Consider the following 13,153-nt stretch of genomic DNA (forward strand, 5'->3'; position numbering starts at 1 on the left):
ACATGACACAGCATATCGTCGTTGTCGGCTCAGGTGTAATGGGAAGAGGAATTGCCTACGTAAGTGCAACAGGAGGCTTCCGGACAACACTTGTGGATATTAAACAAGAGCAATTGGATCATGCGCGGGATGAGATTGGGCACATCTTCCAAAAAGGAATCGAGCGGAAAAAGCTGACGCAGCAGGAGTATGTAGAAGCGAAAGAACTTATGAGCTATTCAACGAATCTGTCCATTGCCGTGAGGGATGCCGATGTCGTCATCGAAGCCGTTCCTGAGAAAACAGATATCAAACGAGGCGTATTCGAAGTACTGGATGCCCATGCCCCGGAGCATTGCTATCTGGCAACCAATACTTCCACCATGAGCCCGACCGAAATCGGCTCCTTTACGAAACGTCCTGACAAAGTGATTGCCATGCACTTTTTCAATCCCGTACATAAGATGCCGCTGGTTGAAATCGTAAAGGGATTGGAAACAAGCGAGGAAACGGTGGAGGTAATCGGGCAGGTTGCCCGCCTGATGGGAAAAGAAACGGTGGTTATCAATGAGTTCCCCGGCTTCGTCACAAGCAGAATCTCGGCACTTGTCGGGAATGAAGCCTTTTATATGCTTCAGGAAGGACTCGGATCTCCTGAGGAAATCGATAAGGCGATCAAGCTGGGTCTTAATTATCCGATGGGTCCCTTTGAGCTCGGTGATCTAGTCGGGTTGGATACGCGTTTGAACAACCTCAAGTACCTCCACGAAAAGCTTGGGGAAAAGTATCGTCCTGCGCCTTTATTAGAGAAATACGTGAAGGCCGGCCGCCTTGGGCGAAAAACGGGCAAAGGGGTCTATGATTACTCAGAAACGAAGGAAAAGGAGCATCAATCATGAGAGATGTGGTCATAGTCGATGCCGTCCGTACTCCGATCGGAAGATACAAAGGCGCGTTGAAAGAGGTCCGCCCTGATGATTTAGGAGCTCATGTCATAAAAGCCCTGGTGGAACGGAATCCTCTCGTTCCGGTAAATACCATTGAAGAAGTGGTACTTGGAAATGCAAACGGAGCCGGGGAGGATAACCGGAATGTCGCCAGGATGTCGACGCTCCTGGCGGGTCTCCCTGTTGAAGTCGGGGCGACGACCATCAACCGGCTATGCGGATCGGGACTGGATGCTGTGAACTATGCGGCAAGAGCCATTTTAGCAGGAGAAGGAGATGTCTTTATTGCAGGCGGCACCGAGAGTATGACCCGTGCCCCGTACGTAATGGCAAAGCCTTCAAAGGATTTCCCAAGAGGTAATATGGAAATGTTCGATACGACGATTGGCTGGCGCTTCGTCAATTCCCGCCTGAAAGTACAATACGGGACCGACTCCATGCCGGAAACGGCTGAGAACGTAGCGAAGCAGTTTGGCATTTCCCGAGAAGAGCAGGATCACTTTGCCTATTGGAGCCAAATGAAAGCGAAACGTGCCATGGACGAAGAGCGCTTTAAAGAAGAGATCGTTCCAGTGGAATTAAAGGATCGAAAAGGAAACGTCTCTACTTTTATGATGGATGAGCATCCAAGGCCCGAAACCAATAGTGAAAAGCTGCAGAAGCTAAAGCCCCTGTTTGAGGGGGGGACCGTGACGGCGGGGAATGCTTCCGGCGTGAATGACGGAGCTTCGGCACTCTTACTTATGAGCAGGGAGAGAGCGGAGGAGTTAGGCGTCACCCCTCTTGCCCGCTATGTGACGTCCGCCACTGCTGGCTTAGAGCCATCCGTCATGGGTCTTGGTCCGATATATGCTACGCAGAAAGTGCTGAAGCGTTCCGGTCTCGCCCTTGATCAGATTGGCTTAGTCGAGCTGAACGAAGCCTTCGCGGCCCAGTCCCTCGCCTGTATACGTGAACTCGGGTTAAATGAAGAAATCGTCAACGTCAACGGGGGAGCCATCGCTTTCGGTCATCCACTCGGAGCCAGCGGTGCCCGTATCCTCACCACCCTACTATATGAAATGAAGAAAAGGAAAGTACGCTACGGTCTCTCCACTATGTGTATCGGCGTCGGCCAGGGAATCGCGACCTTAGTGGAAAACATAGAATCGTAAGTGCCCTGTTTGACGCAGGGCTTTTTGTGATTAAGACGTTTCTTTTTTAGAAAAGATAGACGTGAGGTGATACGAATGGAATTTGAAATCATGACAGTCGAAAGTGAGATCCCATGTCTTGTCGTCGCGGATGAGGATAACGGCCGCTATATGATCAGGAAGGCCGACACTAGCGGGGAAGTGTTCAACAGTCAGGAGGAGCTGGTGAATTGGATCGAGAATAACTGGTCCAAGGAAAAAGTCGTGAACACGTATGATTTTGTGAAGATGCTGGAGATGTTGAGGGTGTATCATTGAGGGTCAGGCTCTTTGGGGAGCCTGACTTTTCTAATGGGTAACCGATCTTTTATTCTTCTTCACAACCGGGATCCTGCTGAGGAAGAATAATCCGTTCAGGATGACAGCGAATGTCATGACGTTACCATAAAGAGCGAAGAACATTTCAGTCGGTACAGGTGTATATAGCTTCGCGCATAGCAACCCACCGAACCATGGTAAGCCTAATAGGAGTGTATCAATTAAAGAACGGTAGGGAGTGGAATCATCCCACATATAACTGCCAAACATATATATCAGGGGTATGAAAGAAAAGTATAGGGTCGGAATGTAAGAGAAATACCCTTCTCCATCAAGACTCCAAAAAGGCACCCAGAATAAAGAAACGAAGAAATGACAGAGTAACAAGTAAAATGTCAGTTTCTTTATTCTTTTCTCCCGTATGGACTGTTTGCGCTCCCGTCTTTTATAAAAGGAGGGTGGTTGCCAAACGGGGTGTTCTTGATGATCTTTTGTTGTATCAAGGACATTCGGTAACTGTGCCTCGTCCATATATGGCTCTTTATCAATCGTTTTGTAATGGGAACGATAGTCTTCTTTAGGGACTTGATAAAGGTCCCATGTCGTTACAAATGCGGATGCATTCATTTTCTTTATGCGCTGCAGCCAGTTTGCCAGATCTTCCTTTGTCTCAGATAAAAATAATAGATAGTCATTATCCTTGTCCGGTCCAGAATATCGTATGACCATTTGGGCAGCTATTCTATAGATGTCTGCTGAAGACCATTGCCGATCCGGATTCGGAAGTGGAATCAGGGAATGACCGATCAAGACTTCTCCCATATTTTCAAAGGGAATCAGATGTTCTTCATGTTTTTTCTCTGATTTATGGTAGATTTTCTGAACATATCCTTTATCTGTCCACCAGGATTTCATGACTACTCTGTTGTCAGTGGATTTATATTTCTGTAAGTCCATATGGTGCTCCCTTCCGTGGATTTCTTATGTCCCATTTTAATACATTTTTTGATGCCTATCACGTTGCAATAAGAATATTCATTTATTTTCACAGAAAGTTTATGATAATATATTAACTAAACGTAAAATAAACGTCATGAAAGTATACGGTCGTATAAAAGGAGAGGCAGCAATGAATACAAGGTCAATGATCTTTACACTTTACGGAGACTATATCCGTCATTACGGGAATAAAATATGGATCGGGAGTTTGATTCGCCTCCTCAATGAATTTGGACACAACGATCAAGCCGTCCGTGCTGCGATTTCCCGGATGAATAAACAGGGATGGGTCCAGGCGGAGAAGCAGGGGAACAAAAGCTACTACTCGCTCACAGAGCGCGGTGTGATCCGGATGGAAGAGGCAGCAAACAGGATCTTCAAGCTGAAGCCCGAGCAATGGGACGGAAAATGGAGGATCCTGATGTACTCGATCCCTGAGGAAATCAGGAATATCCGGGATGAATTGAGAAAAGAACTCGTGTGGAGCGGATTCGGAACCCTATCGACGAGCACTTGGATTTCCCCTAACAACCTGGAGAAGCAGGTGCAGTCCCTGATCGGTAAATATGATATTAAAGAGTACGTCGATTTCTTCATCTCAGAGTATAAAGGTCCCAATGAGAATCAGCGGTTGATCGAAAAGAGCTGGGATCTCAAAGAGATTAATGACCGTTACCAGGAATTCATTTCTCACTACAGTCAACAGTACATGATTGATAAGAGTAAGATCGGTAAAGGGCAAATGAGCGATGCCGAATGCTTTGTGGAAAGAACGAAGCTCGTCCACGAATATCGGAAATTCCTCTTCGTCGATCCGGGTCTGCCGGAAGAGCTTTTACCGGAAAAATGGCTCGGAGCCCACGCAGCCAATCTATTCGCTGATTACTACAAAGAGCTGGCCGAACCGGCATCCCGATTCTTCGAAAGTGTATTCGAAGACGGAAACGAACTGAAAAACAAAGACCGGAGCTATAATGTGATGACACATCCATTATTACTCGATTGATTAAACCCACCTGCCTGATATGGCAGTTGGGTTTTTTGAGGGACGGACCTTTAGAATCGTAAGAAGGTACTTGTCGAACAATTCCAAAAAGTATAACATTAATTTAACGAAGGGGGATTTTTATGAATAACTTAACGAATCTATTACATATAAAATATCCTATCATTCAAGGTGGCATGGGTAATATCAGCAATGCTCAACTTACCGCGGCAATTTCGGAAGCGGGAGCCCTGGGTACGATCGGAGTCGGCACCATGGACGTGGAGGAAGTGGAAGGGATCATCCTTGAAACGAAAAAAAGAACGAGCAAGCCTTTCGCACTGAACATCCCGATTTCCATCACCCCACATTTGAAGGAGATGGTTCGACTAGTCGTGAAGCATGGGATCCCGGTCGTTTCCTTATCCGCAGGGAATCCATCCCCGCTCATTCCCTACTTTCACGAGCATAACGTAAAGGTGATATGCGTCGTCGCTTCGAAAAAACAGGGGAAGAAAGCGGAGGAGGCAGGGGCAGATATCATCGTAGCGGAAGGATACGAGGCGGCCGGGATCAATTCCAATCTTGAAACGACCACATTGGCTCTCATCCCTCAGCTCGTCGATACGGTGAAGATTCCCGTGGTGGCGGCAGGTGGGATCGGTGATGGAAGGGGACTTGCTTCCATGCTCGCCCTCGGCGCCAGTGGAGTGCAAATGGGAACGCGGTTCATCGCGACACAGGAAGCACCTTTTCATGAAAACTATAAATCTACTCTTGTAGATGCAAAGGATGATAGTACAGTCATCGTAGGTCGCTCTGTCGGCAGGGTGAGACGGGTGATGAAGACGCCATACGCAGCAAACTTGATTCAAAAAGAGCAGGAGGGCGTCGCTCTTGATGAGTTCAGTTCCATGACTTCCGAGGATTATCACCGTATAGGGGCACTTGAAGGGAAGCTGGACCAGGGCTTTATCAACGGGGGCCAGGTGTCTGGGCTTGTATCCGATATTCCGACCGTAGCAGAGCTTTTAGAGAGAATGATGAGCGAGGCACATGAGATTTTTAGAAACCTCTCCAGTAATGGAGTGCAATTTTAATAGAAAGTGGTTCCTAAGCGCTGCTCCTTGTAGGGAGAGCGCTTTTTTTTGGGGGAGTTTCCCATTTGGCACAAGTTTAGAAGGAAGTGGCACGAGTTTGGTCAAAAGTGGCACGAGTTCAGGCGTAAGTGGCACGAGTTTAGCCAGAAGTGGCACAAGTTCAACCAGTCCCATCATAATTTTCTACGATTAAGCCAGAAAATTATAGTACAAAACTATTAAATAAGCTGGAACTGTAAATTCTCGCGGTTGCTGGGCTCATAAACATGGCGACAATCCAGGCGAAATGATTACTAATCAAAGAAAGCCGAAGTCCACAAAGTCCAATTAACCTCCATTCCACATCAAAAAAAATTCCTCAACTTTCTCTAGATATTCACCTCAAGACCGACTATACTAGTATTAATTTTTAAATTTTCGGAATATTATTGACTATTTTGTGACAGGAATGATAATATAACGTTGTATTTACGTTGAGTCGTATTTTTATCATATTTGGATTTGCTAGTCTTGCAGACTACTGATCATATATCAGGAAGAGAAAAAGGGGGATTTCTGTGAAGAAGAAGAGTGTATTACTTGTTGTTATCTCTATGTTATTTGGAATGCTGATTCTATCAGGATGTGGTAGTGATAAGAGCTCCGGTGATGGAGATGGTGAGAAGCAATATGTGATCGGGGTAACCCAGATCGTGGAACACCCATCATTGGATGCAGCGTTTGAAGGTTTTAAGAAGGCTTTGGATGAAAACGGTTTCAAAGAGGGCGAGAATGTTAAATATGATGTTCAAATTGCCCAAGGAGATCAAAGTAACTCACAAAGTATTGCGAAGAACTTTGTCGGAGATGGTGTAGACCTTATCTTCGCTAACTCGACCCCAAGTGCACAGACCGCTCTTAACGCAACGAAGGAAATTCCGATCGTTTTCACTTCTGTTACCGATCCTGTCGGTGCTGAACTGGTTAAGTCATTTGACGAGCCAGGTGAGAATATTACGGGAACGACGGATACTCATCCAGAAGCCATTTCAAAAACACTTCACTTTATTACAGATGAAATGAAAGCGAAAAAAATCGGGATTGTGTATAATTCCGGCGAACAAAATGCTGTCGTTCAAGTTGCCGAAGTGAATAAAATTGCAAAAGAAAAAGGTGTGGAAGTAGTAGAGGCTACGGTTTCAACGTCTGCTGATGTTAAACAAGCGACGGAATCCCTGGTGGGAAGAGTCGATGCCATTTACATTCCGAAAGATAATACAGTCGTTTCAGCTCTTGAGTCCGTCATCACTGTAGCGAATGAGAAGGATATTCCTCTATTTGTTGGGGAACTCGATTCATTGAAGAAAGGTGCAATTGCAGCGAGTGGATTCAACTATGAAGATCTTGGTTACCAAACGGGGTTAATGGCAGTGAAGATTTTGAAGGGTGAGAAAAAACCTTCTGAACTCCCTGTACAGGCTCCGGAAGAGTTTGAACTGATGTTCAATAAAGCAGCTGCTGAGGAACAAGGTGTGGAAGTACAAGAAGCATGGTCTGATCTAGGGAAGTTTATAGAAGAAAAATAGGAAGGGATGATGATTCGTGCCAACAGCAATATTTGCATCCTTTGAATCTGGAATCATTTACGCTATTATGGCCCTCGGAGTCTACCTGTCCTTTCGGATATTGGATTTTCCTGATTTAACAGTCGATGGCAGCTTCGTAACCGGAGCCGCTGTCGCTGCAACCATGATTGTCAGTGGCGTAAATCCCGTGATTGCAACGATTACAGCGATAGTGATTGGATTTGTAGCAGGATGTATAACAGGATTACTTCATACGTTTGGTAAAATCAATGCCTTATTATCAGGGATCTTGATGATGATCGCCCTGTACTCCATCAATCTCAGGATCATGGGTAGATCCAACGTCCCCTTGCTCAGTCAAGACACGGCGTTTACTGGAGTAGAAGGGTTTTGGTCCCCTCTCGGAATCGATGCAGCCCTTAATAAACTGTGGGTAGCAGTCGGCCTTGGAGAACCTGTTCCAGGAACGTGGAGCATTCTATTCATCATGACAATCATCACGCTTGTGATCAAATTTTTGACAGATGCATTCTTGAAAACGGAAATCGGATTGGCGTTGAGAGCTACCGGAGATAATCAACGGATGATCCGCAGCTTCTCTGCCAATACCAATCTCATGATCATCCTTGGGTTAGGGATATCGAATGGGATGGTCGCATTATCCGGAGCTTTAATTGCCCAGTACAGCCGATTTGCCGATGTCGGGATGGGGATCGGGATGATCATCATCGGTCTTGCTTCTGTTATCATCGGTGAGGCATTATTCGGAACGAAGACCATCGCCCGTACCACTTTAGCCGTCATCGGAGGGGCGATCATCTACCGGTTGGTCGTGTCCATGGCTCTACGGGTCGATTTCCTTGAAACAGGAGATATGAAGATGATCACGGCGACGATCGTGATTCTTGCCCTTGTCATGCCTAAAGTGATGGAGCGTTATAAGGATAAGAAACGCAAAGCACAGCGAATGGCAGAACGGATAAACAAAGCGGCGATAACAGAGAGAAAGGGTGAGAGCGGTGTTACAATTAAATCGAATTCATAAAGTATTTAATGAAGGCACACCCGATGAGAAAATCGCCCTTGATGATATTCAGCTCTCTTTAAAGCCAGGAGATTTCGTCACAGTCATCGGAAGTAACGGTGCCGGGAAATCGACACTTATGAATATTGTTTCAGGGGTCTTGTTGCCTGATGTCGGTAATGTGATGATTGATGACCATGATGTATCAAAAGTTTCTGAGTATAAACGGTCAAAGCTGATCGGGCGTGTATTCCAGGATCCCATGGCAGGCACGGCGCCATCCATGACCATCGAAGAAAACCTGGCTATGGCCTATTCACGGAATCGGACCCGAACCTTTAAAATGGGGGTCACCAAGAAGCGGAAGGTGTTCTTTAAGGAAGTACTAGAAAGCCTTCACCTTGGACTTGAGAACCGTTTGAACGCCAAGGTGGGATTGCTCTCAGGTGGTGAACGACAGGCCCTTTCCCTTTTAATGGCGACCTTCACCGAGCCGTCGATCCTCCTGCTGGATGAGCATACCGCTGCATTGGATCCTGCGCGGGCAGACCTGATTACAAATCTGACTAAAGAGATCGTCGAGAAGTATAATCTCACAACTCTGATGGTCACCCATAATATGCAGCAGGCACTGGATCTCGGGAACCGCTTGATCATGATGGATAAGGGACAGATCATATTGGAAGTCAATGAAGAAGAGAAGAAGCACCTTACCGTCGAAGGGCTGCTCCATGAATTCCAGCGGATCCGCGGCAGTAAGCTGGCAAGTGACCGTGCACTGCTTTCATAGAATTGGTAAAAAGAATAAACAACCTTCTGCAAAAGGCAACGGGATATTGTTCCCGTTGCCTTTTTTGCGTTAAAGGAGTGAGGGACGGACCTCCGGGGAAACCGGAAGTTCGTCCAGCTCCGGCGGCTAGAGGCTCGAGGTCATAAGTCAAACAGTCCAAAAAGGCAAAGAACGCCTTTCCGGCCTGTTCGCCTTATGCTTGTCGGGGTTGACCAAGCCGCCTCCGCTTTTGGGGAGGTCCGTCCCTCTGAATAACTTATATTAATATAATATTTTAAATATTTTAACAATTCATTGACTATTTATAAAACAAAATGTTATTATATCGTTGAATTAACGTTATATAAAAATGTATTATTTGTTGGTTTAAAGGGGGAAAGCAATGAAGTCTGGATTAGCAGTAGGACATACCGCCGTTATATCGACCGAAGTCACCCCCGGCATGTATGCCCAGTTTGAAGGAGAAGTGGTTCATCCCGTTTATTCAACAGTTTCGATGGTGTATCACATGGAATGGGCGTCCAGGAAGATCATTCTACCCTATTTGGAAAATCACGAAGAAGGGATGGGGGCAAAGGTGAATGTGGAGCATATGGCTCCGGCAAAATCAGGTTCCTTCCTTGAAATTAAAGCGAACGTCATTAAATATGAACGCAACGTCATCCTCACCGAAGTGACTGTCATAGATAAAGAGAATGGCAGGATCGTTGGCAAAGGTGAAGTGAAACAAGTGGTACTCCCTAAAGAGAAAATTAAAGAAAGAATAGAAGGTAACTAATATTGATCCACTTTTTGATCAAGTAGTAGAAGGAGGAAGATCAGTGACAAATGCATCGACAAAAGTGAAAGCGGTTACAAATAGAGAGCTTACAGGGGGAAATGACATGGATATGTTCCAAAAGATACAAAACCATGAGCAGGTCGTATTCTGCAACGATGAAGAGACCGGCCTCAAAGCCATCATCGCCATACATAATACCACTCTTGGACCAGCACTTGGCGGGTGTCGGATGAGACCGTATGCATCAGTGGATGAAGCACTTGAGGATGTCCTCCGTCTATCAAAGGGAATGACCTATAAATGTGCCGCAGCCGATGTGGACTTCGGCGGGGGGAAGGCAGTCATTATCGGGGATCCGGAAAAAGATAGACATCCTGAACTATTCCGCGCCTTCGGTCAATTCGTTGAATCCCTTAACGGACGATTTTATACAGGGACAGACATGGGAACCACTCCTGAGGATTTTGTCTTCGCCTTGAAAGAAACCAATTGTATCGTAGGCGTCAATGAAGAGTACGGAGGTAGCGGGGATTCCTCCATTCCGACGGCTATGGGAGTGATCTACGGATTGCAGGCGACCAACCAAAATGTATGGGGTTCAAAGGACCTTCATGGAAAAAGCTACGCTATTCAAGGTCTCGGGAAAGTTGGATTCAAAGTGGCCGAGCGTCTGTTGGAAGAGGGAGCAGACCTGTATGTAACAGATATCAGTCAGAGATCCATCGACCAGTTGGTGGCGAAAGCGAAAAGCATGGGAGCTGCTCTCAAGGTCGTATCGGGTGAAGAGATCTACTCTGTCGATGCCGATGTTTTCGTTCCTTGTGCCATTGGTGGGATCATCAATGATCACACAGTCGATCAGTTGAAAGTGAAAGCGGTCGTCGGGTCTGCCAACAATCAATTATTAGATCTTTCCCATGGAATGAGGCTTCATGAAAAAGGGATCCTGTACGCACCGGATTACATCGTCAATGCGGGCGGGTTGATCCAGGTAGCCGACGAATTATACGAACCGAACAAAGAACGTGTACTGCAGAAGACAAGTGCGATCTATAACAGCCTTCAGAATATCTATCTGCAATCAGAAAACGACCACATGACCACGGTGGAAGCGGCCAACCGATTCTGCGAAGACCGGATTCATGCGCGCACGAGAAGAAACAGCTTCTTTTCCCATGCGAAGCGTCCGAAGTGGTCGGTTAGGACATAGAACTGTAGCAGGAAACAAACATTGTTCACAATTTGGCACAATAAATGCCGGAAGTGGCCCAATTATCTTTAAATGTGGCCCGATTAAGGACCGAAGTGGCCCGATTATCATCAAAAGTGGCCCAATAAACACAAGAAGTGGCCCAATAAGCACCCCAAAAAGGCATAATGGCCAATAATAGATTACGAGAAACAACCGCCATACTCAAAAATCAAATGTTCCACTATAAATGCACCAAAAGAGGTGATGAAATGATCGAGGAATTTCAACTGGTCCAGGTCATGGACCAAAAAGGCCAACTGATTCAAAGCGAGTATGAAAAGGACATTTCAGAAGATTTAGCCCGTACGTTTTACCGTCATCTCATCAGGATCCGTACCTTCGATCGCAAAGCGGTGAGCCTGCAGCGTCAGGGACGAATCGGAACGTATGCACCGTATGAAGGACAGGAGGCATCCCAGGTGGGCAGTGCACTTGCCCTTCAGGAAAAAGACTGGTTATTCCCGTCCTACCGGGATCATGGGGCTACCATGACATTCGGTCATTCTCTGCTTCATATCCTGCTCTTTTGGAAAGGGAGGAATGAAGGATGCGTGCCTCCGGAAGGGAAAAACATCTTCACTCCCGGAATCCCGATCGCCACCCAGCTACCCCATGCGGTAGGGGCGGCTTATGCCGAAAAGAGGAAGGGAACTAAGAATGCAGCCATTGTGTATTTTGGTGACGGTGCCACATCTGAAGGGGATTTTCATGAAGGATTGAACCTGGCAAGCGTTTGGGAGGCCCCAGTCGTCTTTTTTAATCAAAATAATCAATATGCCATCTCCGTTCCCATACACAAACAGATGAAAACGAAAACCATTGCCCAGAAAGCACTTGCTTACGACATTCCAAGCGTACGTATCGATGGCAATGATATTTTTGCTGTTTATTTTGAAACGCTGAAGGCACTGGAGAGAGCGCGAAACGGGGACGGACCTACGTTGATCGAGTCTGTGACGTGGAGGTATGGAGCTCATACGACAGCCGATGATCCGTCGAAATATCGTGATCAGCAGGAAAGCGAGAGCCGGCGCAAGGAGAATGATCCCCTGGATCGGTTAACGAACTTTATGAAGCAAAGAGGCTGGCTTGATGCGGATTGGATGAATGCTGTTCAACAAGAGTATACGAAGGAAGTGGACCTGGCTGTCGAGGAGCTGGAAGCTTATCCGGCTGCAGATCCAAGTCTGATCTTCGATTATGTATTTGAGACACCAACGTGGACGATTCAGGAACAAAAAGAAAAGCTCCTTGAGCAATGGAGAGGTGAGTAGAGTGAGCACCTTAACGAAAATGAAGACATTGACGATGGTCCAGGCCATTACGGATGCGATGAGAGTGATGCTCCGGGAAAGTGAGGATGTCCTATTAATGGGGGAGGATATCGGGGCGAACGGCGGAGTATTCCGGGCGACGGACGGCCTTCAACAGGAATATGGTGAAGACCGGGTGCTGGATACGCCATTGAGTGAAGCAGGTTTTATCGGCGCAGCCATCGGAATGGGACTAAACGGATTCCGTCCTGTGGCGGAAGTTCAATTTTTAGGGTTCATCTATCCGGCGTACGAGCAGATCATGACCCATGCCTCCCGTCTCCGCTCCCGAACCCTTGGACATTTCACCTGTCCATTGGTCATCAGGGCTCCTTATGGGGCTGGAGTCCGGGCACCTGAAATTCATTCTGATAGTACTGAAGCCCTTTTCACCCATATGCCTGGGATCAAGGTAGTTTGCCCGTCGTCACCGTACGATGCGAAGGGGCTTTTGATTGCGGCCATTGAAGATCCAGACCCGGTTCTCTTCCTGGAGCCGATGAGGTGTTACCGTTCTTCCAAAGAAGAAGTGCCTGAGGAGAAGTATACGGTTGAAATCGGGAAAGGGAAGGTGGTTAAAGAGGGTGATGATGTCACGATCATTTCATGGGGAGCGATGGTGAAAGTCGCAGAGGATGCCGCTAAGGAAGCAGCCGATAAAGGCATCGACTGCGAGGTTCTCGATCTCAGAACACTCTATCCTCTTGATAAGGATCTCATTTCAACCTCTGTTCAAAAGACGGGAAGAACGGTCATTGTCCATGAAGCCCATGCTACGGGCGGAGTCGGAAATGATGTACTGGCAATCATCAACGATACGTCCTTTTTATATCAAAAAGCGCCGACAGAACGGGTAACGGGATTTGATACCCCTGTTCCGTATTTCGGATTTGAAGATTTTTATTTGCCTGACAGTAAACGTGTCCTCTCTGCAGTGGAGAAAGTGGCACGATATTAGAAAGGAGGG

Annotated in this window: 13 protein-coding genes; 12 read left to right on the plus strand and 1 reads right to left on the minus strand. The window is 46.7% G+C overall.

The window, feature by feature from the left end; translation table 11 throughout:
- Positions 1-2: 2 nt before the first annotated feature.
- From ACIGG7_RS00600 to ACIGG7_RS00610, 3 genes are all read left to right on the plus strand, one after another.
- Positions 3-878, plus strand: coding sequence for a 3-hydroxyacyl-CoA dehydrogenase (locus tag ACIGG7_RS00600; protein WP_224941926.1), 876 nt, complete (start codon positions 3-5; stop codon positions 876-878).
- Positions 875-2,080 (plus strand): thiolase family protein, encoded by a 1,206-nt coding sequence (locus tag ACIGG7_RS00605; protein WP_397548378.1) that lies wholly within the window; start codon positions 875-877, stop codon positions 2,078-2,080. The genes ACIGG7_RS00600 and ACIGG7_RS00605 overlap by 4 nt, the downstream gene beginning before the upstream one ends.
- A gap of 75 nt (positions 2,081-2,155) precedes the next feature.
- Complete coding sequence (locus ACIGG7_RS00610; RefSeq protein WP_224941928.1) at positions 2,156-2,377, plus strand: hypothetical protein; 222 nt, start codon at positions 2,156-2,158, stop codon at positions 2,375-2,377.
- Positions 2,378-2,407: 30 nt separating this feature from the next.
- Here the strand turns inward: ACIGG7_RS00610 and ACIGG7_RS00615 are convergent, their stop codons facing one another.
- Positions 2,408-3,334 carry a hypothetical protein gene (locus ACIGG7_RS00615; RefSeq protein WP_397548379.1) on the minus strand — a complete coding sequence of 309 codons (927 nt, stop codon included), beginning with the start codon at positions 3,332-3,334 and terminating at the stop codon, positions 2,408-2,410.
- A gap of 172 nt (positions 3,335-3,506) precedes the next feature.
- On the opposite strand from ACIGG7_RS00615, the gene paaX reads away from it, so the two are divergent.
- The 9 genes from paaX (at position 3,507) to ACIGG7_RS00660 (ending at position 13,144) form a co-directional block, all read left to right on the plus strand.
- A complete protein-coding gene (gene paaX / locus ACIGG7_RS00620) occupies positions 3,507-4,382 on the plus strand; it encodes a phenylacetic acid degradation operon negative regulatory protein PaaX (RefSeq protein ID WP_224941929.1) in 876 nt (291 codons plus the stop codon).
- Between the two features lie 122 nt (positions 4,383-4,504).
- Positions 4,505-5,461, plus strand: coding sequence for an NAD(P)H-dependent flavin oxidoreductase (locus ACIGG7_RS00625; protein ID WP_397548380.1), 957 nt, complete (start codon positions 4,505-4,507; stop codon positions 5,459-5,461).
- A 593-nt stretch (positions 5,462-6,054) separates the two neighbouring features.
- Positions 6,055-7,026 (plus strand): ABC transporter substrate-binding protein, encoded by a 972-nt coding sequence (locus ACIGG7_RS00630; RefSeq protein WP_397549071.1) that lies wholly within the window; start codon positions 6,055-6,057, stop codon positions 7,024-7,026.
- Positions 7,027-7,042: 16 nt separating this feature from the next.
- Complete coding sequence (locus ACIGG7_RS00635) at positions 7,043-8,071, plus strand: ABC transporter permease (protein WP_224941933.1); 1,029 nt, start codon at positions 7,043-7,045, stop codon at positions 8,069-8,071.
- Positions 8,046-8,840 (plus strand): ABC transporter ATP-binding protein, encoded by a 795-nt coding sequence (locus ACIGG7_RS00640; RefSeq protein WP_224941934.1) that lies wholly within the window; start codon positions 8,046-8,048, stop codon positions 8,838-8,840. The genes ACIGG7_RS00635 and ACIGG7_RS00640 overlap by 26 nt, the downstream gene beginning before the upstream one ends.
- A gap of 382 nt (positions 8,841-9,222) precedes the next feature.
- Positions 9,223-9,618 (plus strand): thioesterase family protein, encoded by a 396-nt coding sequence (locus ACIGG7_RS00645; RefSeq protein ID WP_397548381.1) that lies wholly within the window; start codon positions 9,223-9,225, stop codon positions 9,616-9,618.
- A 106-nt stretch (positions 9,619-9,724) separates the two neighbouring features.
- Positions 9,725-10,831, plus strand: coding sequence for a Leu/Phe/Val dehydrogenase (locus ACIGG7_RS00650; RefSeq protein ID WP_224943435.1), 1,107 nt, complete (start codon positions 9,725-9,727; stop codon positions 10,829-10,831).
- A 251-nt stretch (positions 10,832-11,082) separates the two neighbouring features.
- On the plus strand, positions 11,083-12,147 hold the full coding sequence (gene pdhA / locus ACIGG7_RS00655) for a pyruvate dehydrogenase (acetyl-transferring) E1 component subunit alpha (protein ID WP_224941936.1): 1,065 nt from the start codon (positions 11,083-11,085) through the stop codon (positions 12,145-12,147).
- Positions 12,148-12,166: 19 nt separating this feature from the next.
- Positions 12,167-13,144, plus strand: coding sequence for an alpha-ketoacid dehydrogenase subunit beta (locus ACIGG7_RS00660; protein ID WP_397549072.1), 978 nt, complete (start codon positions 12,167-12,169; stop codon positions 13,142-13,144).
- Positions 13,145-13,153 lie beyond the last annotated feature (9 nt).

Source organism: Rossellomorea sp. NPDC077527 (assembly GCF_044542955.1).
Taxonomy (GTDB): domain Bacteria; phylum Bacillota; class Bacilli; order Bacillales; family Bacillaceae_B; genus Rossellomorea; species Rossellomorea aquimaris_E.

Coding starts and splice junctions, on each gene's coding strand:
- ACIGG7_RS00610 (WP_224941928.1), top strand. CDS start 2,156: ATGGAATTTGAAATCATGACAGTCGAAAGTGAGATCCCATGTCTTGTC.
- ACIGG7_RS00605 (WP_397548378.1), top strand. CDS start 875: ATGAGAGATGTGGTCATAGTCGATGCCGTCCGTACTCCGATCGGAAGA.
- ACIGG7_RS00600 (WP_224941926.1), top strand. CDS start 3: ATGACACAGCATATCGTCGTTGTCGGCTCAGGTGTAATGGGAAGAGGA.
- paaX (WP_224941929.1), top strand. CDS start 3,507: ATGAATACAAGGTCAATGATCTTTACACTTTACGGAGACTATATCCGT.
- ACIGG7_RS00645 (WP_397548381.1), top strand. CDS start 9,223: ATGAAGTCTGGATTAGCAGTAGGACATACCGCCGTTATATCGACCGAA.
- ACIGG7_RS00630 (WP_397549071.1), top strand. CDS start 6,055: ATGTTATTTGGAATGCTGATTCTATCAGGATGTGGTAGTGATAAGAGC.
- pdhA (WP_224941936.1), top strand. CDS start 11,083: ATGATCGAGGAATTTCAACTGGTCCAGGTCATGGACCAAAAAGGCCAA.
- ACIGG7_RS00615 (WP_397548379.1), bottom strand. CDS start 3,334: ATGGACTTACAGAAATATAAATCCACTGACAACAGAGTAGTCATGAAA.
- ACIGG7_RS00625 (WP_397548380.1), top strand. CDS start 4,505: ATGAATAACTTAACGAATCTATTACATATAAAATATCCTATCATTCAA.
- ACIGG7_RS00650 (WP_224943435.1), top strand. CDS start 9,725: ATGGATATGTTCCAAAAGATACAAAACCATGAGCAGGTCGTATTCTGC.
- ACIGG7_RS00660 (WP_397549072.1), top strand. CDS start 12,167: ATGAAGACATTGACGATGGTCCAGGCCATTACGGATGCGATGAGAGTG.